This is a genomic window from Pseudonocardia endophytica (assembly GCF_004339565.1).
Taxonomy (GTDB): Bacteria; Actinomycetota; Actinomycetes; order Mycobacteriales; family Pseudonocardiaceae; genus Pseudonocardia; species Pseudonocardia endophytica.
In genome coordinates this window covers 3414860-3440894 of the sequence record NZ_SMFZ01000001.1, presented here as the reverse complement: position 1 = coordinate 3440894, position 26035 = coordinate 3414860, and the positions used below count along the sequence as shown (strand labels likewise).

Genomic DNA, 26035 nt, shown 5'->3' with positions numbered 1-26035 from the left:
TCGAGGAGCCGTCCGTTCGCGCATCGACTCCTTCGCTCCACGACCGCCGATCACCGTTCGGTGGCGGCGTCGCCCCGGGACGATGATCAGGCGTTGCGGAGCGCAGCGTTCGTGGGGCGACCGCCCGGCCCCACAACCGCCGATCATGGGTTGATCGGCTGTTGCGGAGCCGGACGTTCGGAAATCGACTGTCCCGCTCCACGACCGGGGATCATGCTGGCGCGCGTGCCGCCGATCCGCCCCGCCCGTCGCGACGACGTCGAGCGCATGCGGGCGATCGAGCGTGCGGCGGGCGAGATGTTCCGCCCGCTCGGGATGGACCTGGTCGCCGACGACGAGCCGTTGCCCGCAGCGCATATCCAGAAGTTCGTCGACGACGACAGGGCCTGGGTCGCCGAGGTCGACGGGACGGTCGCCGGGTACCTGCTCGCCGCCGTCGTCGACGGGGAGGGACACGTGGAGCAGGTGTCCGTCGACCCCGCGTTCGCCGGACGACGGATCGGGGCCGCGTTGGTCGAGCACGCGGCGTCCCGATACGGCGACCTCACCCTGACCACGTTCCGCGACGTCGCGTGGAACGGGCCGTACTACGAGCGCCTCGGCTTCCGGTGGTCGGACGACGACGAGATCGGCCCGGAGCTGCGCGCCGTCCGGGAGGCCGAGCGCGCGCACGGCCTGGACCGCTGGCCGCGCGGATGCATGCGGAGACCGTCGGTGCCGGGAGCTACCTTGGCGCCATGACCGAGGCCAACCCGTTCCTCGCCCCGAGCACGCTCCCGTTCGAGGTTCCCGACTTCACCGCGATCTCCGAGGAGCACTTCCTGCCCGCGTTCGAGGCGGGCATGGCCGAGCAGCTCGTCGAGGTCGAGGGGATCGTCTCGTCCGGGGAGGCGACGTTCGAGAACACCGTCGTCGCGCTGGAGCGGTCCGGTCGCACGCTGGACCGGGTCGCGCGGGTGTTCTTCACCCGGGTCGGAGCGCACACGTCGCCGCGGATCCAGGAGATCGAGGCCGAGGTCGCGCCGAAGCTGGCCGCGCACCGGGACGCGATCGGTCTGGACCCCGGCCTGTTCGCCCGCCTGGACGCGCTGCACGAGCGGCGTGACGAGCTCGATCTCGACCCGGAGTCGCTGCGCCTGCTGGAGCGTCACCACCGTGATGCCGTGCGCGCCGGGGCCCGGCTCGGGCCGGCCGAGCAGGAACGGCTGCGCGCGTTGAACTCCGAGCTGTCCACACTGTCCACCGAGTTCGGTTCGCGGTTGCTGGCCGGCGCGAACGCGTCCGCCGTGCACGTCACCGACCCGGCCCGCCTGGACGGCCTGTCCGCCGATGCGATCTCGGCCGCGGCCGGTGCCGCGAAGGACCGCGGGTACGACGACGGATACCTGATCACGCTGATCCTGCCGACCGAGCAGCCGGTGCTCGCGTCGCTCACCGACCGGTCGCTGCGCGAGGAGGTGTTCCGCGCGTCGACCGCTCGCGGCAGCCACCCCGGTCCGCACGACACCCGCGGGATCGTCCGACGGCTCGTCGCGCTCCGGGCCGAGCGGGCGCGCCTTCTCGGCTACCCGGACCACGCGTCGTACGTCATCGACGACGCGACGGCCGGCACCGCGGAGGCCGCCGGCCGGATGCTCGCCGACCTGGTCCCGGCCGCCGTCGCCAACGCCGACACCGAGGCCGCCGAGCTGGCCGAGATCGCCCGCGCCGACCTCGGGGACGAGCCGCTGCGGCCGTGGGACCACGCGTTCTACGCCGAGCGCGTCCGGCGGGAGCGGTTCGCTGTGGACGGCGCACTGCTCCGGCCGTATCTCGAGCTGGAGCGGGTGATCCACGACGGCGTGTTCCGGGCCGCCGGTCGCCTCTACGGGCTGGAGTTCACCGAGCGCATCGACCTGCCCGCCTACCACCCGGACGTCCGGTACTGGGAGGTCGCCGAGGCCGACGGGACGGTGCTCGGCCTGTTCGGCGCCGACCTCTGGGCGCGGGCCACGAAGCGCGGCGGCGCGTGGATGAACAGCCTGGTCTCACAGTCGTCGCTGCTCGGGCAGCGGCCCGTCGTGATGAACACGGCCAACCTGGTCAAGCCCGCGCCCGGCGAGCCCGCGCTGCTCACGCTGGACGAGGTCCGCACGCTGTTCCACGAGTTCGGGCACGCGCTGCACGGGCTGTTCTCGGCCGTCGCGTACCCGACGTTCTCCGGTACGTCGGTGCCGCGCGACTTCGTCGAGTTCCCCAGTCAGGTCAACGAGATGTGGCTGGAGGACCCGGAGATCCTGGCGTCGTTCGCGCGCCACCACGAGACCGGCGAGCCGATGCCGTCCGAGCTGCTCACGGCGGCACTGGCCGCGCGCGGCTACGGCGAGGGGCAGGCGACGACGGAGTACCTCGCGGCGTCGCTGCTGGACCAGGCGTGGCACACGATCGCGCCGGACGAGGCCCCGCAGACCGACGACGAGGTGCTCGCGTTCGAGACCGCCGCGCTGGAGCGGGCCGGCGTCGCGCACCCGCTCGTGCCGCCGCGCTACCGCACGACGTACTTCAACCACGTGTTCGCCGGTGGTTACTCGGCCGCCTACTACTCCTACATCTGGGCCGAGGTGCTCGACGCGGACACGGTCGCCTGGTTCGGCGAGCAGACCGACCCGCTGCGTGAGCGTGGCGACCGGTTCCGCCGGGAGCTGCTGTCCAAGGGCGGCGCGGTCGACCCGATGGAGGCCTACCGGACCTTCCGCGGCACCGACCCGCGGATCGAGCACCTGCTGCGCCGCCGGGGTCTCGCCGCCTGAGACGCGCGGCGGTCCCGCTTCGTCCGGTGGGGAGCTCCGGGCGAGGCGGGACCGCGCGACCCCGACGTCGGTGCTAGTTGTACTGCCGCATCCACGCCACCTGCATCTCGGAGGGCTGCGGGGAGCCGCCGTCCGGGAAGTAGTCGAGCTGGATGGTGGGGTGGACCGGGCCGGACGGGAACGTTCCCGGGTCGGTCGAGGAGAACCACTGGACACCGTCGATGTAGCCGCGCACGCCGTTCGGCGTGATCTCCACGGCGTAGTTGTGCCACTGCGCGATGTCGAGCGCCTTCTTCTCCGTCTTCTGCGCGCCGCCGCCGTAGTGCAGGAAGAACGACGTGTCGTCGGCGGCGCTGTTCGTCTCCGAGAAGTCGACCTCGCCGTTCGTCCCGTCGCCGCTCTGCGGCCAGAGCAGCAGTACCGGGTGGTACTGCTTGTCGCCCTTCGGGAACTTCGCGCGCATCTCCCACTTGCCGTACTGCTGATCCTGGCCCCACGCGATGCCGCCGGTGTTGCCCTGCGAGTCACCGCGGATCACGAGGTTGCCGTTCTCCACCGAGACCGCGCTCGGGGTCCGGCGGCCCTGGCCGTCGTGACCGGCGCCGTCGTAGGCGGTCCAGCCCGAACCGAGGCCGCCGCCGGTGAACTCGTCGCCGCCCGCCGCGGCCCAGCCGAGCGCGCGGCCCGCCGTCGTGCCGTCGCCCGCCACCTGTGCGGCACCGGCGGCGGGAGCCGCCTTGCGGGAGCCGCCGGACGAGTGGGACGAGCCCGACGAACCCGAGGAGTTCGCGGCGGCCGCTGCGGCCTCGCGCCGCTGCTTCTCGGCTGCCGCCTTCGCGGCGTCCATCTGGTTCGTCGCGCCCTGGGTGACGTCGGACAGGCGGGCACCGCCGTCCGTCGGGGCGCCCGGGATCGCGTTGCCGTCGGCGACCGAGCGCCGCGACGAGTCGTTGAGCAACGCGTTGGCCAGGTCCGGGTCCTGCGCGCCGGGCTGGAGCAGCGTGAACACCAGCGCCGCCGCGAGCACGGCCGCGCCACCGATGCCGAGCGGCGCGAGCTTGCGCACCCGGGACCGGCGTCGGGTCGACTCGCGGTCGATCTCGACGACGGACGAGTCCGCGTCGGGCGCACGACGGCGTCCCGTACGACCCGCGGGTACGGAGACGTCCTCGGCGTCGATCGGGTCGTCCGGGAGCCGGTGGGAGCCGGTTCCGGACACAGCCGTCGTAAGGTCACCCTCGGGGGGAGCCTCGGCGAGCACCGTCGTGCCTGAGCCGTACGCGGCGGGGACCGCGTGCCGACCCGTTGTCGCGGTGCGAGCGGAGGGGGAGGTGTGTTCCGCGGTGATCCTTGCGATCAGCTCCCGGGGGTCGAGCTGATCATCCGCAGCGGAACTCTTCCGTCGCATGGACCGGGACTCTAGGAACCGTGACCGTCGGTCACCACCCAGACTGAGAAGGGGGTTGCCTCGTGGCGCCGACAGGTAGCGCGCAAGCGCCCAAGGGACCTTCCACAACACAACCGACTCCTGCATAGGCCGAACGGCCTAACTGCTCTCTCAGGTTCGGCCGTCCGTGCAGCGATCCCGTTCGCGATGCCACCGCTGGCCGATTGTCGGGGACCCCTGGTCGCGCGACAGTGGCGGTGATGATCCCCGTTGCTCCCCCGGGGTGTCGTTGGTGACCGACGTCTTCGTCCCAGCGCCCCGCTCGCGTACACGGCTGCCCGCCGTGCTCCTCGGCCTGCCCCATTCCGCCACGACCGTCTCCGTCCGACGCGGCCTGCGCCAGGAGTTCGGGCCGGACGGGGTGGACGTCCAGGCGATCACCGACGGCATCGAGCTGCTCGACCGCATCCGCCGGGCGCCGACCGCGCTCGTCGTCCTCGACATGGAACTGCCCGGTCCCGACCCGCTCGTGCTGCTCGGGGCCGTGCTGTCCGAGTCGCCGCACGCCGCCGTCGTCGCGATCACCTCCCGTGAACGACGGGCCGGGACGCTCGGCCTGCTGCGCGGCGACCGCGACGACTTCCTGTTCCGCCCGTTCACCGTCGACGAGCTGGCCTGCCGCGTCCGCCTGCGGCTGAGCGCCACGACCGGTCTCGTGGCGCCGGTGGTCCAGAGCCACGGCGGCGTCTCGGTGCGCGACGACGTCGGCGAGGTCACCGTCGACGGCCGGCTGGTCGCCCTGTCACCGACCGAGTACTCGCTCCTGCTCGCGCTGCTCGACCGTCCGGGTGAGGTCGTGTCGCACGCCGAGCTCGGTGGCCGGGCATGGGCGGAGCCGGTCTCGGCGAACCTCGTGCAGGTCTACATCTCCTACCTGCGCCGCAAGATCGGCCCGGAGCGGATCCGGACCGTCCGCGGCGCCGGCTACCTGCTGGAAGGCTGATACGACGACGCCGCGGCCAGCAGCGTGTCGTTCTCCTCGGGACTGCTGACGGTCACCCGCACGCCGTCCGGCTGGAACGGCCGCACGACGACCTTCTGGTCCGCGCAGTGCGCCGCGAACTCCGCGCTGCGGTCGCCGAGCGGGAGCCACAGGAAGTTCGACTGCGACTCCGGCACGGTGAACCCGTCCCCGACCAGCGCCGTCCGGACCCGGTCGCGCTCGGCCAGGATCGGGCGCAGGTCGGCCAGGATCGCGTCCCGGTTCTCCAGCGCGGCGATCGCGCCGGCCTGGGCGACCGAGCTGACGCTGAACGGCGGGCAGACCTTGCGCAGCGCCGTCGCGACGTCCGGCGAGGTCAGCGCGTAGCCGACCCGCAGTCCGGCCAGCCGATAGGCCTTGGAGAACGTCCGGAGCACGACGAGGTTCGGATGCGCGTCCAGCAGGGGGCGTCCGGTCACGGCCTCCGGGTCGGTGACGAACTCGGCGTACGCCTCGTCGAGCGCGACGACGACGTCCGGTCCGACGGTCTCGAGGAACCGCTCGAACTCCGCGCGGTGCACGGCAGGGCCGGTCGGGTTGTTGGGGCTGCAGACGAAGATCAGGCGGGTCCGGTCGGTGACGGCGGCGGCCATCGCGTCGAGATCGTGCCGGAACTCCCCGTCGAGCGGCACCGTGCGGACGTCGGCGCCGCCGATCTGCGTGACGATCGGGTAGGCCTCGAACGAGCGCCAGGCGAACATCACCTCGTCGCCGGGGCCGAGGCAGCTGATCTGGACCAGCTGCTGGCACAGCGTGACCGAACCGCACCCGACGGCGACCCGCTCCGGCGCCACGTCGTGGAATTCCGCGATCCGCGCCGTCAGCTCGACGACACCGAGATCGGGGTACCGGTTGCCGCCCGCCGCGGCCCGCGCGATCGCCTCCAGCACCGGCGCCGCGGGCGGCTCGGCGACCTCGTTGCTGGCCAGCTTGATCAACCCGGGAACGGATCGGCCGGGCACGTAGGCCGGCAGGGTGTCCAGATCGGGGCGGATCAGCGTCATGTCCGTCACGGTAGTCGTCAGGGGTCGCCCCGGGTCCGGCCACTCTGGGAGGGTCGGTACATGAGTGAGATCCGGACCGAGTCGGTCCCTCTGACCGACGGGAGCGAGCTGCGGCTCACGGTCGCGGAACCCCAGGGCACGACCCGGGGCGGGGTCGTCGTGCTGCACGAGGCGCGCGGCGTCACCGACGCCGTCCGCGGGCTGGTCTCGGGTCTCGCGGGGGACGGCTGGCTGGCCGTGGCGCCGCACCTGTACCACCGCGAGGTCGCGGCCGAGCTGACCGAGCGGTCGACCGACGACGAGGTCGCCGACCAGGTCGGGCGCCTCGACTCCGAGCACATCATGGACGACTGCGACACGGCGTTCGGCTGGCTCGCCGACCACGAGATCCCGTCCGACCGGATGGGTGTGCTCGGGTTCGACCTCGGCGGGACGGTCGCGCTGCTGGTGGCGGCCAAGCGGTCGTTCGGCGCGGCCGTCACGGTCGCGGGCGAGGGCATCGAGAAGTCGCCGTCGCCGAGCGTCCCGGCCCTCGTCGACGCCGCGCCGGAGCTGACCTGCCCCTGGCTCGGCGTCTACTCCGAGTCCGCCGACAGCAGCGCCGTCGAACGCCTCCGGGAGGCGGCCGCTAAGTCGGAGACCGCGACGAACGTCGTCGTCTACCCGTCGCGGGGCTACCGCTTCGACGACGACCCCGACTCGGCGGCCGACGCCTGGAACCGCGTTCTCAGCTGGTTCGACAGCCACCTCCGTTAGGGGAGGGGTGGCACCCCGGCGCCTCCGTCGGCGAAGGTGGGCGCATGACGTCGATCGAGACCGATGCTCCCGAGGTGCTGTGGCGGCCGGACCCGGCCGCCGTGCCGGACACCCAGATCGCGAAGTTCGGCGCGTGGGCCCGCGAGAACCGGGGGATCGACGTCGACGGGACCGACTGGGCGTCCGTGCACGGGTGGTCCGTCCGCGATCTCGACGGGTTCTGGTCGGCCGTGGCCGAGTACTCCGGCGTGCTGTTCCACGACGCCCCGACGGCGACGCTGGGCTCCCGTGAGATGCCCGGCGCCGAGTGGTTCCCCGGGTCGACGCTGAACTACGCCGAGCACGTGCTCACCCCCGGTCCCGGCCGCCGCGACGACGACGTCGCCGTCGAGTTCGTGCGCGAGGACGGACTGGAGCGCACGGTCTTCCACGCCGAGCTGCGCGACCAGGTCGCCCGCGCCCGCGCCGGGCTGGTCCGGGCGGGCGTCGGTTTCGGCGACCGGGTGGTGGCGCTGGCCCCGAACTGCGTCGAGACGCTCGTCGCGTTCCTGGCCGCGTCGAGCCTTGGCGCGATCTGGTCGTCCTGCTCACCGGACTTCGGCGCCCGCGCGGTGCACGACCGCTTCGCCCAGATCGAACCGGCCGTGCTCGTCGCCGTCGACGGCTACCGCTACGGCGGCAAGGCCTACGACATCCGCCAGAACCTGGCCACGCTGCAGGGCCAGATGCCGACGCTGCGCCAGACCGTGCTGATCCCGTACCTGGACCCGTCGGCCACCGCCGCGGACACGACGCCGTGGGACGAGTTCACGGCGGAGTCCGCGCCGCTGGAGTTCACGCCGGTCCCGTTCGACCACCCGCTCTGGGTGCTGTACTCGTCCGGGACCACCGGACTGCCGAAGGGCATCGTGCACGGGCACGGCGGCATCGTCGTCGAACACCTGAAGGCGCTGCGGCTGCAGCAGGACCTCGGCCCGGGTGACCGGTTCTTCTGGTTCACCACGACCGGCTGGATGATGTGGAACTACCTGGTCGGCGGCCTTCTCGTCGGGGCGACGATCGTGATGTTCGACGGCAGCCCGGGACACCCGGACCTCGGTGCGCTGTGGGCGCTCGCGGCCCGGCACAAGGTGAAGCTGTTCGGCGTCTCGGCGCCCTATATCCAGTCCTGCCTGAAGGCCGGCCTGCGCCCCGGCGCGGAGCACGACCTCTCGGCGATGGAAGCCCTCGGTTCGACGGGCGCGCCACTGTCCGCGGAGGGCTTCCGCTGGGTGGGGGAGGCGGCCGGCTCGCACATCCAGATCTGCTCGGTCTCCGGCGGCACCGACGTGTGCGCGACGTTCGTCGGCTCGTCGCCGATCGTCCCAGTGTGGCTCGGTGAGCTGTCCTGTGCCGCGCTGGGCGCCGACGTCCGCTCGCTGGCCGAGGACGGCACTGATCTGCTCGACGACGTCGGCGAGCTCGTCGTGACGACGCCGATGCCGTCGATGCCGGTGATGTTCTGGAACGACCCGGACGGCAGCCGCCTGCGCGAGTCGTACTACGAGGACTTCCCCGGCCGCTGGCGGCACGGCGACTGGGTCCGCCGCACCCCGCGCAACTCCTACGTGATCTACGGCCGGTCCGACTCCACGCTCAACCGCGGCGGTGTCCGGATGGGCACCGCGGACTTCTACGCGGTCGTCGAGGCGTTCGACGGCGTCGCGGACTCCCTGGTGATCGACACGACCGCGCTCGGCGCCCGCGAGGAGGGCGCGCTGTTGTGCTTCCTGGTTCTCGCGCCCGGCGCGACGCTCGAGGAGGTCGAGCCGGCCCTGCGCACGGAGCTCCGGAAGGAGCTGTCCCCGCGCCACGTGCCGGACCGGTTCGAGGTGGTCGACGCGATCCCGCGCACGCTGAACGGCAAGAAGTGCGAGGTGCCGGTGAAGAAGATCCTGGCCGGCACCGACCCGGACAAGGCCGTCAGCTCCGGTGCGCTGCAGAACCCGGACTCGCTGACCCCGTTCCTGCACCTGGCCGGGCGTTGACGCACCCCGTCGCTCCGTGCCGCACCCCTGATCGGCGTGCCGCATCCCGCGCAACGGGTGCGGCACGCCGGGACGGGGTGCGGCGGCCCCGGGTCCAACCCGGTTGCGGCCGGTGTGTACTCTCGTTGCTGCTGGGGCCGTGAGGCGCCGGGGAGGCTTCGCCTAGTCTGGTCTATGGCGCCGCACTGCTAATGCGGTTTGGGGTTACCCCCCATCCCGGGTTCAAATCCCGGAGCCTCCGCACCGGAGCGGAGACCTCCCGGGGTCTGCGGCGACGGAACAACTGAACACACGGAACTGGATACACACTGCGCCCGTAGCTCAACGGATAGAGCATCTGACTACGGATCAGAAGGTTAGGGGTTCGAATCCCTTCGGGCGCGCTCACCGGCCAGGCTCGATCGACGCGATGCGCTCAGCATGGCCGTCCGGCCCGCGTCGTCTGCCGCATGCGCGCTGGCCCGGCGGCGGCGAGACGGGATCGTGCCGTCAGGAGACGTCGACGAGCTTCTGGAACCGCTCCTCCTCGACCGTGGGTGTGCCCGTGCGGGCGATCGGTGCACTCGCCGGTGCCCGGCCTGCCTCGCGGACCGGCAGGAGTCCGGTCGCCGGCGGGCCGCCGCGATCGCACCGACGTCGGACGCATCCTCATGAAAGTGATATTCCGGACACGTCGCCGTAGTAGCGAAACCGGAGCGGATCACATATGAACAGCTTCTCAGATGAGAAGCTGTTGGAGGAGCTCCGATGCCCATCCGGTCCGCTGTCCGGCGCCTGATTCCGGCGGCCTTGGCGTGTGCCGCCGCACTCGTCCTCTCGGCCTGTGGCGGACCGCCCGCCCCCGCAGCAGTCCCGGACGGTGCGACTGCCGTCAGAGAGGTCAACTGCGGGATCGAGGTGATGGCCCCGTCACCGCCCGAGCGGATCTACGCGCTCTATCAGCCGGCGATCGAGACCCTGCACGCGCTCGGCGTGAGCGACCGGCTCGTCGGCACCGCGTGGCTCGACGCGCCGGTCCTGCCCGAGTTCGCCGACGCCCAGTCGGGAGTCCCGTACGTCAAGGACCTCCCGCAGCGCGAGGCGTTGCTCGCCGCGAACCCGGACTTCGTGCTGGCGGGCTACAACAACGTGTTCGCCACCACCGGCGACGAGTCGATCAGCACCCGGGCGGACCTCGCTTCGGTGGGGGTGCGGACGTGGGTCAACGCGCCGCTGTGCCCGTCCGCGGACGGTCTGTCCGACGAGGCGATCGACCCGGCGCAGGTGTCGATGGAGACGATCTACGCCGACCTGCTCTCGCTCGGTCGGTTGCTGGGCGCCGTCGAGCGGTCGGAAGCGCTGGTCGGTGACCTGAAGGCGCGGGTGGCCGCGGTACAGGAGCGTGTCGCGGGTCGGCCGAAGCCGCGGGTGGCGATCCTGCTCAACGACGACGACGGCAGCTACCGGGTCGCGTCGGGGATCGACTTCGGCAGCCGGATCCTGGAGATGGCGGGCGCGCAGAACGCCTTCGGCGACCTGACCGACAAGCGGCACGTCGCGGTGTCGAAGGAGGAGCTGATCGCCCGCAACCCGGACGTCATCCTGACCTCGACCTGCTGCGATCCCGCCACGATCGACCAGGACGGGAAGGCCGACGTGCAGCAGATCCTGACCGACCCGGCTCTCGCGGGCGGTAAGGCGATCGCGCAGAAGAAGGTGTTCCCCTTCCTGTTCGCCGACCGGGCCGCCAGCCTGCGGGCCCCCTACGCGGCCGAGAAGGTCGCCGGTCTGGTCCATCCCGGGTGACCGTCGCACCGAACGCACCGCGACCGATGACCGCACCCGCCTGGGTGCTGTCCGGTGCGGTCGTGCTGGTCGCTGCCGGGACGGTGCTGTCGATGAAGGTCGGAGCCCGGCCGCTGTCCTGGGCAGAGCTCTCCGACGGACTTCTCCGGTTCTCCGGCGGCCAGGCCGACTTCGTCGTCCGGCACGTCCGGCTGCCGCGCACGCTGTGCGGCCTGATCGCCGGGACGTGCCTGGGGCTGGCCGGGACCGTCGCCCAGGGCGTCACCCGCAACCCCCTCGGGGGACCGGACACGCTCGGGGTGAACTCCGGCGCGGCTGCGTCGATGATCGCGGTCATGACCGCGGGCGTCGGCTCGCTCGCCGGGTACGTGTGGTTCGGGTTCGTCGGCGGGGCGGTGGCGGCGCTGGCCGTGTACGCGATCGGCGGGTCCGGGCGGGACGGTGTCACTCCGGTGAAGCTCGCGCTGGCCGGAGCGGCGGTCTCCGCTCTGCTCACGGCCGTCACGTCGGCCGTCGTCCTGCTGGACCGCGATCTGTTCGCCCGCTACCGGTACTGGATCATCGGCTCGCTCGCGCGCTCCGACCTGCAGACGGTGGGACAGGCGGTCCCGTTCGCCGCCGTCGGGGTCCTGGTCGCGGTGGTGCTGGTCCGCCGCCTCGACGTGGTCGCGCTCGGGCAGGACGCCGCACGCAGTCTCGGCGCCCGGCCCGGCCTGACCCGCGGCGCGGGGCTCGTCGCCGTCGTCGTCCTGGCCGGCACGGCGACCGCGCTGGCCGGGCCCGTGGTCTTCGTCGGACTCGTCGCGCCGCACGCCGCACGTGCTCTGGCCGGCACGGCGCACCGGTGGGTCCTGCCCCTGTCGGGTCTGCTCGCGGCGGGCCTGGTCCTCCTCGCCGACGTCGCGGGCCGGGTGGTGATCGCGCCCGAGGAGGTCCACATCGGAGTCACGGCGGCGCTGGTCGGTGGACCGGTGTTCCTGCACCTGGTCCGGACCAGGAAGGTGGCCGCGCTGTGACGGCGACCCTGGTGCTGCGCCGTGGCCCGCTGTCGACTCGGGTCAGCGTGCGCGGACTGGTGCTCGGGGTCGTGTCCTGGGCGACGGCCATGGCGACCGGACTGGTGGCGATCACGATAGGCGAGTACCCACTGCCGTTGTCGACGGTGGTCAGCACGCTCGCCGGCGACGGAACCCTGATCACCTACGACATCGTCGTCACCCACCGGCTGCCGCGGGCACTGATCGGCGTCCTGGTCGGGGCCGCGTTCGGCGTGGCCGGCGGGGTGCTGCAGCGGCTCGCCCGCAACCCGCTGGTCAGCCCGGACGTGATCGGCATCAACGCCGGGGCCTCGGCCGGTGCCATCCTGATGATCATCGGTCTGGGCGCGTCGGCGGCGTGGGTGACCGGTGGTGCGCTCGCCGGGGCCGCGGTTGCCGCGCTGGCCGTGTACACGGTCGCCTGGCGGGGTGGCTTCTCCGGCTACCGGCTGGTCCTGGTCGGCATCGGCGTCGCGGCGATGCTGAACTCCGCCGCCACGTTCCTGCTCAGCCGCGCCGACGTCAACGCCGCCTACGCGGCGGCGGTGTGGCTGGTCGGAAGCCTGTCCGGCCGCTCGTGGTCGGACGTCGTGCCGGTCGCCGCGGGGCTCTGCGTGCTGCTGCCCGCCGTCCTCGCCCTGGTCCGGCGGCTCCAGGTCCTCGAGTTGGGCGACGACCTCGCCCGGTCCCTGGATCCCCGTGTCAGACGGGCCAGGGCCGTGCTGCTGGGATCCGCGGTGGGGCTCTCCGCGCTCGCCACGGCGTCGGCCGGGCCGGTCGGTTTCGTCGCGCTCGTCGCTCCGCAGATCGTGCGGCGGGTACTCGCCGAACGCACCCCCGGGCTGCTGGCCTCGTCCGGGATCGGGGCCTTCGTCGTCGTCGTGGCCGACCTCGCCGCCCGCACGGCCTTCGCGCCGCGCGAGCTGCCGGTCGGGGTCGTCACCGCCGTCGTCGGGGCGCCCGTGCTCATCGCCCTGCTCGTGCGCGGCAACCGGATCGGAGTGAGCGGATGACGTCCACCGGGGAGGAGCTGTCCGGGGAGCGCCTGACCATCGGGTACAGGACCGGGCAGATCGTGGTCGACGACCAGTCCGTCACGGTCCCCGAGGCCCGGGTCACGGCGATCGTCGGCCCGAACGGCTGCGGGAAGTCCACCCTGTTACGCGGCCTCGCGGGGCTCCTGCGCCCGGCGTCCGGCCGGGTCCTGCTGGGCGGCACGCAGATCACCCGACTGCCGGCCACCGAGCTGGCCCGCCGACTCGGTGTGCTCCCACAGCAGCCCAGCGTCCCCGACGGGATCACCGTCGCCGACCTCGTCGGCCGTGGCCGGCACCCCTACCAGCGCTGGTTCCGGCAGTGGTCGGGCGAGGACGAGGCCGCGGTGTCGGCCGCGCTGGAGGCGACCGGACTCGCCGGGCTGGCCGAGCGGCCGGTGGCCGAGCTGTCCGGTGGTCAGCGGCAGCGGGCCTGGATCGCGCTCGTGCTCGCCCAGGGGCCGGGAACGATGCTGCTCGACGAACCGACGACGTTCCTCGATCTCGCCCACCAGCTGGACGTGCTCGACCTGCTGCGCGTGATCAACACCGAGCAGGGCAGGACGATCGTGATGGTGCAGCACGACCTCGAGCTCGCCGCCCGCTACGCCGACCACCTGATCGCGATGCGCGGCGGCCGGATCGTGGCCGAGGGCGAGCCGGCCGCGGTCGTCTCCGAGGAGCTGGTCTCGTCGGTGTTCGGGGTCGACGCGCTCGTGACGCCGGACCCCCTCACCGGCACGCCGCTGGTGCTTCCCCGCCCGGGCGCTCCCCGGCGTACGGACTCCGGATCCTGATCGAACGGTACCCCGGGCCCGGCGGTCCTCCCGCCTGTGCCGGCCCGTCCCGCTCCTCGGGTTCACCCCGACCGCGGGCCCCAGGCCGGGACGTCGCTGCCCCACCGGGTGGGCGGCCGTTCCCAGGTGTCCGGGCCCCGTGCGAGGCGGAACGCGGGCCGGGGCAGGCGCAGCCGTCCCGCGGCGCAGGCGATCTCGGTGAGCGCCGGTTCCAGCGCGGTCGTCGGGTCGTCGTCGACGGCGGTGTCCACCGCCGGCATGGCGCGCAGCCGGTGTGCGGTGCGGGCCAGGGCGAGCCGGGCCGTCGTACCCGTGCCGAGCCGGAACCGGTCGGCGAGTCCGAGCAGGACGGACGCCGCGGTCAGGTAGCCGGTGGCGTGGTCGAGCGCCTGCGCGGGCAGAGCGCCGGGCCGGCCGTCGTCGCGCACCGTACGCAGCGCGATCCCGCTCGCCGCCTGGACGATGCTGTCGAACCCGCGACGCGCGGCGAACGGGCCGTCGTCGCCCCAGGCGTCGAGCGTGGCGACGACGAGGTCCGGCCGGTGGACGGCGAGCTCGTCGGGGTCCAGCCCGAAGGCGCCGAGCGAGCCCGGCCGGTACGCGGTCACGAGCACGTGCGCGCCGGCGAGCAGGTCATCCAGTGTGGACCGTCCGGCCGGGGTGCGCAGGTCCAGCGTCGCCGATCGCTTGCCGGGGCCGGTGTCCAGGTGCTGCGACTCGATCTCGGCCGTGCCGGGCGGGTCGATGCGCAGCACGTCGGCGCCGAGCAGAGCGAGCGTGCGGGTCGCGACGGGGCCGGCGAGCACCCGCGTGAGGTCCAGGACGCGCAGCCCGCGTGCGGGCCGGACGGCGGTCGCGTCGGCGATCGGAGCGGGCCCGCCGGGACCGCCGTCCCGCGTGGAACGCCGGATCAGCGGTGCGGCGGCGACGGCCCGGCCCTGCGGATGCGCGTCCCACGCATCCTCGGAGCGGACGGCGGTCGCGATCCCGCCCGCATCGGTCACGGTCGTCTCGACGTCCTCGGCGGTCCGCTCCCGGAGTGTCGCCGCGAGCTGGTCGGGTCCGGTGTCGGCCCCGGGTAGTCCGAGCGCGTCCAGCAGCCGGGCCCGGTGGTGCGGGTAGTTCGCGTGCGTGCGGACCCAGCCGTCGCGCGTCGCCCAGAAACCGGACAGCGGCGCGAACGACGGGGACGCCGCACCGTCGACCCGCATCAGCTGGTCACCGCGGAACGACGCGGCGACTCGGCGGCCGTCCACAGTGGGAGTCCCGGCGTCCACGCCGCGGGCCGCGGCCAGCTCGCACGCCGCTCGCGCCGCGGCCCCGACGGCGCCCATCGCCAGGTCACCGACCGGGTACGGGGAGGGCAACAGCCCGTCCGGTCCGGACCACGCCACGTCGGTCGCGTCGTCCGGGCCGTCCAGATCCGTCCACAAGGAGGTCAGAGCGCCGTCCCATCGATGTGCCGCCACGAGGGCGACGCTACGCGGCGAAACGATCCGGCCCGAGGGCTTCGGAGATCCATCCGGATGTGCTGTGGTGGTGACGTACACCACGCACTCCACCGACGGGAGCCATCGTGCCGACCTACAACACGGCGATGCAACGGAGGTCGTTCGCGGACATCCCGAGCGACGTGCACGGTCAGATCTCGAAGCGGACCGCCGAGATGGACGGCGCTGCGGTCACCGAGGTGACGTTCGAGCCCGGGTCGTTGTGGTCCAAGGACCTCAAGCCGGACGCCGGGACCGAGCTGTGCGAGCTGCCGCACGTCGCCGTCGTCGTCAACGGCGCGCTGGGTGTCCGCATGCAGGACGGTACCCAGGGGATCTTCCGGGCCGGCGACGTCATGATGCTGCCCCCGGGCCACGACGCGTGGTGCGTCGGCGACGAGCCGTGCATCTTCGTCGAGTTCTCCCGGGGCAACGACTACTACACCTGACCCCGGGCACGTAGTTCGCCGACGGTCTCCTGCCACTGCCGGATTCGGTCGCCATCAACCTCCGCTTCCGGTACCGCGACATCGGGGTGGCGGTCGACGGCGGAGGAGATGCCGGGCGGGATGGCGGTCACCCGGTCCAGCGTGGAGTCAGCAGTTCGGGTCGTTGTTGTCGCGGCCCTGCATGCACGGCTCGCCCTGGCTGTTCTTCGGGCCGTCGGTGCGGCCCTCGTAGTAGCCGTACTCCGGCGACCAGGCACGACCCTCGGTCGGGCCGGTGTACGGCGCTGCGCCGGACCCGTCGACCGGCGGGTCGATCCACGACGGCCACGAGCCGCACGCGGCGACGTAGTCGCCGGGGTCGCCCACCTGCCGGGCGTTCCACCACGCCGGGTCGTCGCAGTGGCCCGACGAGGACGCGGAGGGCTCGGCGGTCTCTTCCGGCAGCGGCACGTCCGGGATGTCGAGATCCGGGGCGGCCGGTGCCGGGAGGAGGTCGGCCACCGTCGGGCCGGCCGTGACCGTTGCCGTCGGAGTCGCCGACGACACCGTCGGCGCCGCCTCGGCGAGCGACAGCGCACCCGCCGACGCGAGTGCGGCGGCCAGCGTCGCGGCCACCACGCTTCGAAGGACGATGCGTCCGGCGGAACGCTCTCGGCGGTGCGATGCCATCGCTGCTCCCGGGTGAGCGGGCCGCCCGATACGACCCGGTTCACCCCGTTCATCGCGACGAACGGAGCAGTATTAGTGCGCTGAACGGCCGTTCATCGGAACTGATGACTCATCCCTCGTCGAGGCGCCCGCCCAGGTGCCGGGCGAGGAAGCGCTCGGCCGCTCGGTAGAGGTCGATCTGGTTCTCCGGATTGAGGAACCCGTGCCCCTCGTCGTCCTTGAGCAGGTACTCGACGTCGACGCCCCGGTCCCGCAGCGCCGCGACGATCGTGTCCGACTGCGCCTGCACCACGCGGACGTCGTTCGCCCCCTGGGCGACGAGCAGCGGTGTGCGGATCTCGTCGACGCGGTGGATCGGTGACCGCTCCCGCGCCTCGGCGGCGCCGTCCGGCGTGTCCGGGTCCCCGACGTAGCGGTGCCAGTTGTTCGTCAGGTGCTTGCGGGCGAACGCGGGAACGGTCCGCATGAACTCCGCCAGGTCCGAGACCCCGACGTAGTCGACGGCCGCGGCGAACCTGTCCGGCGTGAACGTCACGCCGACCAGCGCGGCGTACCCGCCGTAGGACCCGCCCATGATCCCGACCCGGTCGGGGTCCGCGTAGCCCTGCTCCACGGCCCAGTCCACGGCGTCGATCAGGTCGTCGTGCATCGCGCCGGCGAACTCGCCGATCGCGGCCCGCATGTGGTCCCGGCCGTAGCCGACCGAGCCGCGGAAGTTGACCTGGAGCACGGCGTAGCCGCGGTTGGCGAACAGCTGGGCCTGCGGGTCGAAGCCCCACGCGTCGCGGTACCACGGTCCACCGTGGACGATCAGCAGCAGCGGGAGGTCCTGCGAGGCGTCCACGGGCAACGTCAGGAACGACGGCAGCGCACGCCCGTCACGGGCCGGGATCGTCACCGGCGTCATCGGTGCCAGCACCGACGGATCCAGGTGCGGGTACGCCGAGCGGGACAGCAGCCGGGACTCGCCGGTCGCGTGGTCGTAGAACCAGGTGACGCCGGGCTCGCGGTCGTGCACGAACGTCGCGACCCACCGCATGCCGTCGTCGTCCGAGGTCAGCAGGCCCAGGTCGCCGTCGGAGAGCGCCTCGATCTCCTCCAGCACCAGGGCGAAGTCCGGGCTCAGCGGCCGGATCACCTGTCGCTCGCCGAGATACCGGGCGGCGAGCAGCTCGCCGGTCCGGCGGCTGCGGATCAGCGGCGACCCGACCTGGGCGACGGCGCGGCGCATGCCGTCGAGGTCCAGCTCCGGGTGGCTGTCCACATCGGTCTCCTCGCCGGTGGCGAGATCGATCCGGGCGAGCCGCATCCGGTCGGACCCGGTGAACGACCCGACCCACACGCCCGTCCCGTCGGCCGTGATCTCGACCGGGTAGACGCTCAGCGGGTGGTCGTCGCCGCTGAACACGGTGACCGGCTCGGGGTCGCCGTCGTTCCAGCGCGACAGCACGACGGATCCGTCGTCGCCCGCGGTCATCGCGTACGGCTCGCCCGCGGGGGTCAGCATCCAGTGCAGGACCTCGCCGGGGCTCTCGGCGAGCACGGTCTCCTCGCCGGTGGCGATGTCGATCTCGGCCAGGTCGATCTCGTCGAGCTTGCGGTGGTTGATCTGCAGCAGGACGGTCCCCGGACGGCCGTTCGGCTGCTCGTGGGTGAGCACGCGGGCGCCCGGGTAGGGCGTCAGGTCGACGACGGAGGCGTCCGGGTCGTCGAGGTCGACGCGGTACAGGTGGTCGTTCTCGTCGCCGCCGTCGTCCTGGGTGTAGAGGAGCCAGCGGGGGTCGTGCGTCCACTCGAACCGCGTGACGCTGCGGGTCTCGTCGGCCGTCACGCACCGCGGCTCGCCGACCGGGGTGCCGGACGCGGCGATGACCTGCACCCAGACGTTGAGCCGGTTCTTCCACGGCGCGAGGTAGGCGATCCGGGTGCCGTCCGGCGAGATCGTCGCCCCGGCGAACTCGGGCGTGCCGAACAGGTCCTCGACGGCGATGAGGTCGGTCATGACGGTTCCTCTCGTTCTCTCGTCAGTGGCTGCGTGACACCAGGACACGGGATGCCGTTGCGGCACACTCAACGCCGGACGAGCGTGACCCCCGTCACGCCGACGCGGCGAGCAGGGCGTCGATCCGCACCATCACGTCGAGCTGGGCCGGGTTGTAGAGGTCGACGAGGGCCGTGGCCACCGTCGTCTCCGCGTGCCGCCTCCCTCTCGGTGCGTCCACGTGGGAGTCGACGATCCCCGGGTGTCCACTGCGGAGGGTGCGGACGAACGGGGCCAGCCGCTCGGCGAGGTCCCGGCGGACGTCGGCGGGGGCGTCGGCGGGCAGGTCGTCGAACTCCCGGGTCGCCGGGTCCTCCATCGGGTCCTGCAGCAGCGCCGAGTAGGCCTTCATGCCCTCCGGCCCGAGCACGCGCGACAGCACGACGACGAACGAGCGGTCGGCGTCGGAGAACGTGTCGACGACCGGGGCGAAGTCGAGCGGCAGGTCGGTCGGTGCTGCCTGCTCCAGGATCAGCCCGAGCTCGACGCGGGCGCGCTTCAGGCGCTCGATCGTCGCCGCCAGCTCGGCGTCCAGCGTGCGCAGCGCCTCCTCCGGATGGTCGGAGGCCTCGCCCATCGTCGAGATCTGCGTCAGCGAGAAGCCGAGATCGGTGAGCCGCTTGATGCGCATCAGCCGCACGAGATGCGCGACGCCGTACTGCTTGTACCCGTTGGCCCGCCGCTCGGGCTCGGGGAGGAGCCCGACCTCGTGGTAGTGCCGCACGGCCCGCAGGCTCGTGCCGGCCAGCTCGGCGATCTCACGGGTACTCCAGGCCACGACGGTCACCTCGATCGGCGGGTGTCCACCGGTGCGGACGCACCGGCGCTCGCCCGAGTCGACACCGTGCCGTCGCGGCAGGGTCAAGCCTGACCGGCGGGTGTCCTGGATCACGCCGGACCGGGCTTGAGTGTGCCGCGACGGCCGGGTGTCCCGTGGATGTCGACGCCCACGAGAGGACGAGACGATGACCCGACTCGAGACCGCGGACTACGCCCGCGCGGAGAAGATGCTCGCGCCCTACCGTGCCCGACGCGTGCCGGGGAGCACGCTGACCCCGCAGTGGATCGCCGACGGCGCGCGCTTCTGGTACCAGGTCGGGACCCGCTTCGTCGTGGTCGACCCGGCCGAGGGGACCCGCCGCGACGCGTTCGACCACGAGCGCCTCGCCGCGGCGCTGTCCGAGGCGTCCGGGAAGGCCGTCGAGGCGGACGATCTCCCGGTCACGTCGCCGGATCTCGAGGTCCCGGGCCGCGACGACGTGGTGCGGTTCTCCGCGTTCGGGTCGCGCTGGGAGTGGTCGGACCGCACGGGCGAGTGCGCCGAGGTCGACGACGACACCCCGAAGCCGGGAGAGATCGTCTCCCCGGACCGGGCGTGGTCCGCGTTCCGACGCGACGGGAACGTCTGGATCCGGTCTCTCGGCGACGGCGAGGAGATCGCCCTGACCGACGACGCCGAGCCGTCGTTCGGCTACGGCGGCCTGACCGACGCGCTCGGCATGCGGATCCTGTTCCGCACGTTCGGGATCGACTCCCCGCTGGTGGCGGCGTGGTCGCCGGACTCGACCCGGCTGATCGCCCACCGGATCGACGAGCGCGAGCTGCCCGAGCAGGTGCTCGTGGAGTCGGCGCCCGCGGGCGGAGGGCCTCCGGTGGAGCACCGGTCCCGCTACCCGATGCCCGGCGACGAGCACCAGGCGACGCTGTCGTGGGCCGTCCTCGACGTCGCGAACCGCGGCGTCACCCACCAGCAGGGTGAGCCCGAGATCGTCCTGCACCCGACCGCGATGACCTACCGCTGGTGGTCCGGCGAGAAGGGCGATCAGGTCCACTACCTGCACCAGTCACGGGACGCCCGCACGCTCGAGCTGCGGCGCCTCGACCCGTCCACCGGCGACACGACGACGCTCGTCACCGAGACCGGCGAGACCCGCGTCGACCCGACGCCGCAGCTCGGCGAGACGGCCATGGTGCACGTGCTGGACACCGGCGAGGTGCTCTGGTGGTCGCAGCGCGACGGATGGGGTCACCTCTACCTCTACGCCGATGACGGCGCGCAGATCACCCGCGTCACCGGCGGGCAGTGGCTGGTGCGCTCCGTGCTGTGGGTCGACCAGGACCGCAGGCAGGTGTGGTTCCTCGCGAGCGGTCTCGTCGACGACGACCCGTACGCCCGTCAGATCTGCCGCGTCGACCTCGACGGCACCGGCTTCACCCGCCTCACCGACGACGCCCTCGACCACGACGCGATCAGCCCGCGCGAGGGCGGCTACCTCGTCGACCGCGCGTCGTCGCCGAGCACGCCGCCCCGCTCGGCCGTGCTCGGTGGGGACGGCCAGGTGCTCGTCGAGCTCGAGTCGCCGGACACGGCCGAGCTCGAGGCGCTCGGTTGGACGCCGCCGGAGCGGTTCCGCGTCACGGCCGCCGACGGGAAGACCCCGATCTACGGGCTGCTGTGGCGGCCGCACGGTTTCGACCCGGACCGCCGCTACCCGGTGATCGACCACATCTACCCGGGCCCGCAGGTCCACCGCGCAGGAGCATCGTTCGACGTGCCGCACCAGGGCGAGCCGGAGGCGTTGGCGGCGTTGGGGTTCGCCGTCGTCGCCGTGGACGGGCGGGGAACGGCCGGGCGCAGCAAGGCGTTCCACGACCAGTCCTACGGTGCGCTCGACGACGCAGGCTCGCTCGACGACCACGTGACCGCGATCCGTGAGCTCGGCCACCGACACCCGTGGCTGGACACCGGACGGGTCGGGATCACCGGGCACTCCGGCGGCGGGTTCGCCACCGGCCGGGCGATGCTCGCGCACGCCGACTTCTACTCCGTCGGCGTCGCCGTGGCCGGAAACCACGACGTCGGTGTCTACGTGCCGATGTGGGCGGAGTGGTTCCACGGCGGCGAGCTCGACGACGACGCCCGCCGGGCCCTGTCGAACCCGGCGCTGGCCGAGAACCTGCGGGGCAAGCTGCTCCTGATCCACGGCGAGCTGGACGACAACGTGCTGCCGATGCACTCGCTGCGCCTGGTCGACGCGCTGATCGACGCCGACAAGGACGTCGACATGCTCATCGTCCCCGGTGCCGAGCACGCGTTGCTCGGGAAGATGCACTACGTGTTCCGTCGGACGTGGGACTACTTCGTGCGGCACCTGCACGGCACGGAGCCGCCCGCTCACCGGCTGGCGCCGCTGCCGCTGCCGTCCACATGAGTCACCGCGGGGCCGGGCCACCGCACCAGTCGTTCAGGGGGACGAGATGACCATGGCCGAGGATGCCGTTCGACATGCCGCACCGCAGCGGACGACCGTGCTCGACCGGATGGGCGGGCCACTGGGAAGCATGTACTCGACGGTCCCGGTGCTCGTGTTCCTCGCGGCCGACGCGTTCTTCTCGCTGTCGACGACGGTCGTCGTCTCGCTCGCCACGGCCCTGGCGCTCACCGGGTTCCGGCTGCTGCGCGGGGAGTCGCTGACGGCCGCGCTCGGCGGCGTGGCCGGAGTGGCGGTCGTCGCGGGGGTCGTCGTCTGGACCGGGGCGGCGACGGGCGTCCTACCGGGCGGGATCTGGGTGGCGCTGGTCGTCGCCGTCGCGGTGACCGGAACGGTGTCGTCCCGCCGCCGATGATGCGTCTGGTGCTGGCCGCTCGAGCTGATTACAGTGTTGCATCGAGGATGCGTCGACGAGGGGCGGGCCGATGCCCACGTTGTTCGAGCATGCGGGCGGGGAACGGGCGCTGCACCGCCTGGAGGACACGTTCTACAGCAGCGTGCTGGCCGACCCGCTGCTGCAGCCGCTGTTCGGGTCGGGCAAGCCCGAACACGTCGACCACCTGACCGCGTTCACCGCGGAGAGCTTCGGTGGTCCGGACACGTTCAGCCGCGAGCTCGGGTTCGCCCACCTGATCGCGGTCCACCGTGGACTGCGGATCACCGAGCAGCAGCGGCAGCGGTTCGTCGAGCTCTACATGGCGGCCATGGACGCCGTCGGCATGCCGGACGACGCACCGTTCCGCGAGGCCGTCCGGGAGCACGTCGAGTTCGGATCGCATGTGGCGATGCAGAACTCGCACGCCACGACCGACGACGAGCTGCACCCGCTGCGCGAGGTCCCACGCTGGACGTGGGCGGGCGACGAGGGGCCGTCAGCCTGACGGCATGTTCCACGACCCGCGTGCCACGACCCCGGCCGTGGAGGACGATGCGTCCGGTCACGGGCGAGGGACTGCGCCCGGCCGTGCGGCAGCCGCCCGAGTAGCGGGGACGATCAGCCCCATTGCCGGCGCGGGGTCATCGGCCCGGCGGGCCGTATCGCACCCGCTCGCCGCGGCGGCATCCGGCGCGGGTCCGGAGCGGCGCGCCGGGTCGCCAGGGTGGGCACGCGCGGAGCGCCGGGGGCTGCCCGATGCCGGGGGCCGCCCCCGTCCGGCCGACGTCGCGGCACCTCCCGTGGCGCGACGACGGGGCGGACGGCGGGCAGGTTCCAGTCGGTGTCCCCGTCGAGGGTCGTCATCAACGGCTGCGGCCGGGACTGCGGTCGTGGCCGGGTCGGCTGGACGGCGAGCGTGCCGAGCAACATCATCGCCGCCATGGCCAGGCCGAGCTGGTAGCCCACGGCGGGCAGGATCGAGGCGGACGACAGATCCGGCTCGTTGAGGGTCAGGAGTGCCCCGACGGCCCACAGCAGTCCGGACGTCAGCGGTGCGGCGGGCGAGATCCGGCGCCCGGCCAGCAGCACGGCGCCCAGCGCCGCCCCGCCACCGAGCGTCAGCAGGGCGGGGAGCGCCGTCGCCGGGCCGGGATCCGGTGACGTCACGTCGAACGCGCCTGCCAGCAGCCAGAGCGCCACGACGAAACCGACCGCACCGACCGCCGCTCCCAGAGCATGCCTGCCCGACGTCCCGATGGTCGGGCGCGTGGTCGCGGTGCGTCGCGAGATGTCCATGACCCCTCTGCTCGCTCTGCGCGAGGCGATCCCGCGCAGCGTGCCCTGATGTGCCCCACGACGATCGGGCGAACACGCCGCCAGATCGGCAGGCGGCGAACGGTGGCTTCGACGGGCCGGGTGGCGCTTGCGGCGGGACGGGCGGCGCCACGTCGGGTCCGGACGAGCAACGCCTCCGCCTCACGACACGCCTCGCGCGCCTCTCGTCGCCTTGGTCCGGAAACTCCCGGCGAGCGTCCTGTGGGCGGTACGGTCGTCGCCCGCACACCGCCGTGGGGAGGGAGCACCGATGAGCGAGGTGCTGGTGACGGTCGGGCTCCCGATCGCGTTGGCGATCGTGATGCTCGGGCTCGGGCTGTCCCTGACCGTCGCGGACTTCGCACGCGTGGCCCGCCGTCCGCGTGCCGTCGCCGCGGCCCTGGTCACCCAGCTCGCCCTGCTGCCGCTCGTGTGCTTCGGCCTGGTGATCCTCGCCGGGCTCGACCCGCTGCTCGCGGTCGGCATGATGCTGCTCGCCGCATCGCCCGGCGGGACCACGGCGAACCTGTTCAGCCACCTGTTCCGCGGCGACGTCGCCCTCAACATCACGCTGACCGCGGTCAACTCGATCCTGGCCGTCGTCACGCTGCCGCTGGTCGTGAACCTGTCGCTGGCGTGGTTCCGGCCGGTCGTCGACGGCGGCACGCTCGGTCTCGACCTCGCCAAGTCCGCCCAGGTGTTCGCCGTGGTGCTGGTCCCGGTCGCGATCGGCATGCTGATCCGGCGCGTCCGGCCGTCGTTCGCCGACCGCGCGGACCGCCCGGTGCGGATCCTGTCCGCCGTCGTCCTGGCCGCCGTGATCGTCGGGGCGATCCTGGCCGAGGAGGACTTCGTCGACTACGTCGTCGAGGTCGGCGTCGTGACCGTCGTGTTCTGCCTGATCAGCCTCGCTGCCGGCTACCTGCTGCCGCGCCTGCTGCGGGTCGGGCACGCCCAGTCCGTCGCATCGGCGTTCGAGGTCGGCATCCACAACAGCACGATCGCGATCACCATCGCGCTCAGCGTGCTCGGCGACGAGCGCCTCGCCGTCCCGGCCGCGGTGTACGGCGTGCTGATGTTCCCGCTCGCCGTCGGTGCCGGGGTGCTGCTGCGCCGCCTCGCGCCGGCGCCCTTGTCGGCGGGCGACACCGTGCCATCGTGAGCGTGTGAGCTCACCGCCGCCCGGATTCCGGCCCGTCGACCGTCGCAGCGGGTTCCTCGACCTGGTCGGGCCGCTGCACGTGGACGACTCCGACCCGCGGGCCCCGGTCTACGGCCTGCGTGCCGAGGAGAAGCACGCCAACAGCCGCGGTGGCGTCCACGGTGGAGTGCTGACGACGCTTGCCGACGTCGCGCTGGGCTACGGCGCGATCGCCGCGTACGGCGAGACGCTCGCCATGGTCACGGCCAGCCTGACCGTGCACTTCACCGGCGCCGCGCGTGTCGGGGACTGGCTGGAGGCGCGCACGACACTGACCCGGGTCGGCTCGCGCCTCGCCTTCGCCCGGTGCGAGATCACCACCACCGACGCCCCGCTCCGTCGCGTCCTGCACCGGCGTGTTCAGCGTCCCGCCGTCCTGATCCCCCCGCGCGAGATGCGCCTCATGGTGACTTGTCGATCTCTGCGGAACCACCACGCGCATCTCGCGCGGGATCGGCCGGTCGAGACGACCGGGTCGCGCCGGTTCTGCCGAGATGCGGTTCAGCGGTGCCTCTCGATCGTCGAGGGCCCGCTCGTCCGCATCTCGGCGAGGATCCGCGTCAGTCGACGTGCAGGGGCGGGAGGTTCGCCTCGATCCGGGCCCGGTCCGGCTCCAGCCACGGCGGGAGCCTGAGCGAGCGGCCCAGTTCCAGGAGCGGCTCGTCGACGGCGAAGCCCGGCCCGTCCGTCGCGATCTCGAACAGCACGCCGCCCGGTTCCCGGAAGTAGATCGACGTGAAGTACTGCCGGTCCAGGATCTCGGTGACCTCCAGCCCGTTCGTGACGAGCTGGTCGCGCCAGCGCTCCTGCGTCGCACGGTCGGGCGCGCGGAACGCGACGTGGTGGACGGTCCCGCCGGCCTGGCGGCCCGGCTCGCGCACACCACCGCGCACGTCGACGGCGACGCCGTCGTGACCCGGCATGGTGAAGCGGGTCCCGTCGGGGGAGGGCCTCATGTTCAGCAGCGACGTCAGCATCTCCGCGGTGGGCTCGGACGCGCTCTCGGACAGCGTGATCGCGTGCAGCCCGCGGACGGCGTGCTCGGCAGGGACGTCCGCGGTGCCGTCCCACCCGGAGCGCTGGTCGCCCGGCGCGGCGACCAGGTCGACGACCAGGCCGTCCGGGTCGCGCAGCGTGAGGACCTCCTCGCCGTCGGCCTCCCGCGGCGGGTCGGCGTCCACCCCCAGGCCGTCGAGCCGCTTCTGCCACCACCCGAGCGACTCCGGCGGGACGCCGAACGCGGTCGAGGTCATGAGGCCCGCACCCTGGCACCCGGCCTCGACGTCCGGCCACGGGAAGAACGTGAGCAGCGACGACGGGTTGCCGGACGCGTCGCCGTAGTACAGGTGGTAGACGTGCGGCGCGTCGAAGTTGACCGTGCGCTTCACCAGCCGCAGGCCGAGCACGCGCGTGTAGAAGTCGGCGTTGCGCTGCGGGTCCGCGGCGATGGCGGTGACGTGGTGCAGGCCGTGCGGGGCGATGTCGCTCATCGGTACTCCGCTCTGTCGTCGTCCGGCTGCGGACGGTACCTGTCAGGTTGACGATGCAACCACTTCTTTCGCCTG

The 26035-nt window shown here is 72.8% G+C and carries 23 protein-coding genes and 2 tRNA genes; 17 read left to right on the top strand and 8 right to left on the bottom strand.

The annotated features are described in order from the left end of the window. The first annotated feature begins 225 nt into the window (after positions 1–225). Together EV378_RS15895 and EV378_RS15890 are read left to right on the top strand one after the other, a co-directional pair. Positions 226–741, top strand: a complete 516-nt coding sequence (locus EV378_RS15895; protein WP_424511225.1) for a GNAT family N-acetyltransferase — start codon at positions 226–228, stop codon at positions 739–741. Further along, entirely contained in the window at positions 738–2789 is a 2052-nt protein-coding gene (locus tag EV378_RS15890) for a M3 family metallopeptidase (RefSeq protein ID WP_132425897.1), read from the top strand. Before EV378_RS15895 ends, EV378_RS15890 begins: the two co-directional genes overlap by 4 nt. A gap of 73 nt (positions 2790–2862) precedes the next feature. Here the strand turns inward: EV378_RS15890 and EV378_RS15885 are convergent, their stop codons facing one another. Continuing rightward, entirely contained in the window at positions 2863–4008 is a 1146-nt protein-coding gene (locus EV378_RS15885; RefSeq protein ID WP_165922302.1) for a glycoside hydrolase family 16 protein, read from the bottom strand. A 460-nt stretch (positions 4009–4468) separates the two neighbouring features. Between EV378_RS15885 and EV378_RS15880 the strand changes: the two genes are divergently transcribed. After that, a complete protein-coding gene (locus EV378_RS15880) occupies positions 4469–5179 on the top strand; it encodes a response regulator transcription factor (protein ID WP_243653485.1) in 711 nt (236 codons plus the stop codon). Here the strand turns inward: EV378_RS15880 and hisC are convergent. Continuing rightward, entirely contained in the window at positions 5161–6222 is a 1062-nt protein-coding gene (gene hisC / locus EV378_RS15875; protein WP_132425888.1) for a histidinol-phosphate transaminase, read from the bottom strand. The two genes, EV378_RS15880 and hisC, sit on opposite strands and share 19 nt — an antisense overlap. A 60-nt stretch (positions 6223–6282) precedes the next feature. Here hisC and EV378_RS15870 point away from each other — a divergent pair, with 60 nt between their 5' ends. The 8 genes from EV378_RS15870 to EV378_RS15835 all read left to right on the top strand — a co-directional run bounded on the left by EV378_RS15870 (position 6283) and on the right by EV378_RS15835 (position 13658). Then, positions 6283–6978: a dienelactone hydrolase family protein gene (locus EV378_RS15870; RefSeq protein WP_132425885.1), complete on the top strand. Its 696-nt coding sequence runs from the start codon at positions 6283–6285 to the stop codon at positions 6976–6978. A 44-nt stretch (positions 6979–7022) separates the two neighbouring features. After that, on the top strand, positions 7023–9005 hold the full coding sequence (locus tag EV378_RS15865) for an acetoacetate--CoA ligase (RefSeq protein WP_132425882.1): 1983 nt from the start codon (positions 7023–7025) through the stop codon (positions 9003–9005). Positions 9006–9156: 151 nt separating this feature from the next. Beyond that, positions 9157–9246, top strand: a tRNA-Ser gene (locus tag EV378_RS15860). Between the two features lie 69 nt (positions 9247–9315). Beyond that, a tRNA-Arg gene (locus EV378_RS15855) sits at positions 9316–9388 on the top strand. A gap of 517 nt (positions 9389–9905) precedes the next feature. Then, positions 9906–10790 carry an ABC transporter substrate-binding protein gene (locus EV378_RS15850; RefSeq protein ID WP_243653484.1) on the top strand — a complete coding sequence of 295 codons (885 nt, stop codon included), beginning with the start codon at positions 9906–9908 and terminating at the stop codon, positions 10788–10790. Positions 10791–10816: 26 nt separating this feature from the next. Then, entirely contained in the window at positions 10817–11806 is a 990-nt protein-coding gene (locus EV378_RS15845) for a FecCD family ABC transporter permease (RefSeq protein WP_132425876.1), read from the top strand. Next, the gene (locus tag EV378_RS15840) at positions 11803–12840 is read left to right on the top strand and encodes a FecCD family ABC transporter permease (protein ID WP_132425873.1); all 1038 of its coding nucleotides are present in this window, start codon (positions 11803–11805) and stop codon (positions 12838–12840) included. Before EV378_RS15845 ends, EV378_RS15840 begins: the two co-directional genes overlap by 4 nt. After that, complete coding sequence (locus EV378_RS15835; protein ID WP_132425870.1) at positions 12837–13658, top strand: ABC transporter ATP-binding protein; 822 nt, start codon at positions 12837–12839, stop codon at positions 13656–13658. The genes EV378_RS15840 and EV378_RS15835 overlap by 4 nt, the downstream gene beginning before the upstream one ends. A gap of 62 nt (positions 13659–13720) precedes the next feature. Here EV378_RS15835 and EV378_RS15830 read toward each other — a convergent pair whose 3' ends face one another. Continuing rightward, positions 13721–15127, bottom strand: a complete 1407-nt coding sequence (locus EV378_RS15830; RefSeq protein WP_207908682.1) for a CoA transferase — start codon at positions 15125–15127, stop codon at positions 13721–13723. A gap of 107 nt (positions 15128–15234) precedes the next feature. On the opposite strand from EV378_RS15830, the gene EV378_RS15825 reads away from it, so the two are divergent. Beyond that, positions 15235–15597: a cupin domain-containing protein gene (locus EV378_RS15825; RefSeq protein WP_132425867.1), complete on the top strand. Its 363-nt coding sequence runs from the start codon at positions 15235–15237 to the stop codon at positions 15595–15597. Between the two features lie 147 nt (positions 15598–15744). On the opposite strand, the gene EV378_RS15820 is transcribed toward EV378_RS15825, so the two are convergent. The 3 genes from EV378_RS15820 to EV378_RS15810 form a co-directional block, all read right to left on the bottom strand. Further along, a complete protein-coding gene (locus EV378_RS15820) occupies positions 15745–16215 on the bottom strand; it encodes a hypothetical protein (protein WP_132425864.1) in 471 nt (156 codons plus the stop codon). A 160-nt stretch (positions 16216–16375) separates the two neighbouring features. Beyond that, on the bottom strand, positions 16376–18268 hold the full coding sequence (locus EV378_RS15815; protein WP_132425862.1) for an alpha/beta hydrolase family protein: 1893 nt from the start codon (positions 18266–18268) through the stop codon (positions 16376–16378). Between the two features lie 94 nt (positions 18269–18362). Further along, positions 18363–19085 carry a MerR family transcriptional regulator gene (locus tag EV378_RS15810; protein ID WP_132425859.1) on the bottom strand — a complete coding sequence of 241 codons (723 nt, stop codon included), beginning with the start codon at positions 19083–19085 and terminating at the stop codon, positions 18363–18365. A gap of 187 nt (positions 19086–19272) precedes the next feature. Here EV378_RS15810 and EV378_RS15805 point away from each other — a divergent pair, with 187 nt between their 5' ends. The 3 genes from EV378_RS15805 to EV378_RS15795 all read left to right on the top strand — a co-directional run bounded on the left by EV378_RS15805 (position 19273) and on the right by EV378_RS15795 (position 22460). Continuing rightward, the gene (locus tag EV378_RS15805) at positions 19273–21519 is read left to right on the top strand and encodes a S9 family peptidase (protein ID WP_132425856.1); all 2247 of its coding nucleotides are present in this window, start codon (positions 19273–19275) and stop codon (positions 21517–21519) included. A gap of 52 nt (positions 21520–21571) precedes the next feature. Further along, positions 21572–21934, top strand: coding sequence for a DUF3159 domain-containing protein (locus EV378_RS15800; RefSeq protein ID WP_165922301.1), 363 nt, complete (start codon positions 21572–21574; stop codon positions 21932–21934). 70 nt (positions 21935–22004) lie between these two features. Then, complete coding sequence (locus tag EV378_RS15795; RefSeq protein ID WP_132425850.1) at positions 22005–22460, top strand: group II truncated hemoglobin; 456 nt, start codon at positions 22005–22007, stop codon at positions 22458–22460. Positions 22461–22573: 113 nt separating this feature from the next. On the opposite strand, the gene EV378_RS15790 is transcribed toward EV378_RS15795, so the two are convergent. Then, complete coding sequence (locus tag EV378_RS15790) at positions 22574–23251, bottom strand: hypothetical protein (protein ID WP_132425847.1); 678 nt, start codon at positions 23249–23251, stop codon at positions 22574–22576. Between the two features lie 289 nt (positions 23252–23540). Between EV378_RS15790 and EV378_RS15785 the strand changes: the two genes are divergently transcribed. Next, the gene (locus EV378_RS15785; RefSeq protein ID WP_132425844.1) at positions 23541–24431 is read left to right on the top strand and encodes a bile acid:sodium symporter family protein; all 891 of its coding nucleotides are present in this window, start codon (positions 23541–23543) and stop codon (positions 24429–24431) included. A gap of 4 nt (positions 24432–24435) precedes the next feature. Continuing rightward, positions 24436–25104 carry a PaaI family thioesterase gene (locus EV378_RS15780; RefSeq protein ID WP_165922300.1) on the top strand — a complete coding sequence of 223 codons (669 nt, stop codon included), beginning with the start codon at positions 24436–24438 and terminating at the stop codon, positions 25102–25104. Here EV378_RS15780 and EV378_RS15775 read toward each other — a convergent pair. Next, entirely contained in the window at positions 25031–25960 is a 930-nt protein-coding gene (locus tag EV378_RS15775) for a ring-cleaving dioxygenase (protein WP_132425838.1), read from the bottom strand. The two genes, EV378_RS15780 and EV378_RS15775, sit on opposite strands and share 74 nt — an antisense overlap. Positions 25961–26035: the final 75 nt, after the last annotated feature.

Excerpts from the sequence above, each read along its gene's own strand:
- EV378_RS15890 (WP_132425897.1), top strand. The coding sequence starts at position 738 with ATGACCGAGGCCAACCCGTTCCTCGCCCCGAGCACGCTCCCGTTCGAG.
- EV378_RS15805 (WP_132425856.1), top strand. The coding sequence starts at position 19,273 with ATGACCCGACTCGAGACCGCGGACTACGCCCGCGCGGAGAAGATGCTC.
- EV378_RS15815 (WP_132425862.1), bottom strand. The coding sequence starts at position 18,268 with ATGACCGACCTCATCGCCGTCGAGGACCTGTTCGGCACGCCCGAGTTC.
- EV378_RS15785 (WP_132425844.1), top strand. The coding sequence starts at position 23,541 with ATGAGCGAGGTGCTGGTGACGGTCGGGCTCCCGATCGCGTTGGCGATC.
- EV378_RS15850 (WP_243653484.1), top strand. The coding sequence starts at position 9,906 with ATGGCCCCGTCACCGCCCGAGCGGATCTACGCGCTCTATCAGCCGGCG.
- EV378_RS15795 (WP_132425850.1), top strand. The coding sequence starts at position 22,005 with ATGCCCACGTTGTTCGAGCATGCGGGCGGGGAACGGGCGCTGCACCGC.
- EV378_RS15775 (WP_132425838.1), bottom strand. The coding sequence starts at position 25,960 with ATGAGCGACATCGCCCCGCACGGCCTGCACCACGTCACCGCCATCGCC.
- hisC (WP_132425888.1), bottom strand. The coding sequence starts at position 6,222 with ATGACGCTGATCCGCCCCGATCTGGACACCCTGCCGGCCTACGTGCCC.
- EV378_RS15870 (WP_132425885.1), top strand. The coding sequence starts at position 6,283 with ATGAGTGAGATCCGGACCGAGTCGGTCCCTCTGACCGACGGGAGCGAG.
- EV378_RS15800 (WP_165922301.1), top strand. The coding sequence starts at position 21,572 with ATGGCCGAGGATGCCGTTCGACATGCCGCACCGCAGCGGACGACCGTG.
- EV378_RS15835 (WP_132425870.1), top strand. The coding sequence starts at position 12,837 with ATGACGTCCACCGGGGAGGAGCTGTCCGGGGAGCGCCTGACCATCGGG.
- EV378_RS15790 (WP_132425847.1), bottom strand. The coding sequence starts at position 23,251 with ATGGACATCTCGCGACGCACCGCGACCACGCGCCCGACCATCGGGACG.
- EV378_RS15865 (WP_132425882.1), top strand. The coding sequence starts at position 7,023 with ATGACGTCGATCGAGACCGATGCTCCCGAGGTGCTGTGGCGGCCGGAC.
- EV378_RS15845 (WP_132425876.1), top strand. The coding sequence starts at position 10,817 with ATGACCGCACCCGCCTGGGTGCTGTCCGGTGCGGTCGTGCTGGTCGCT.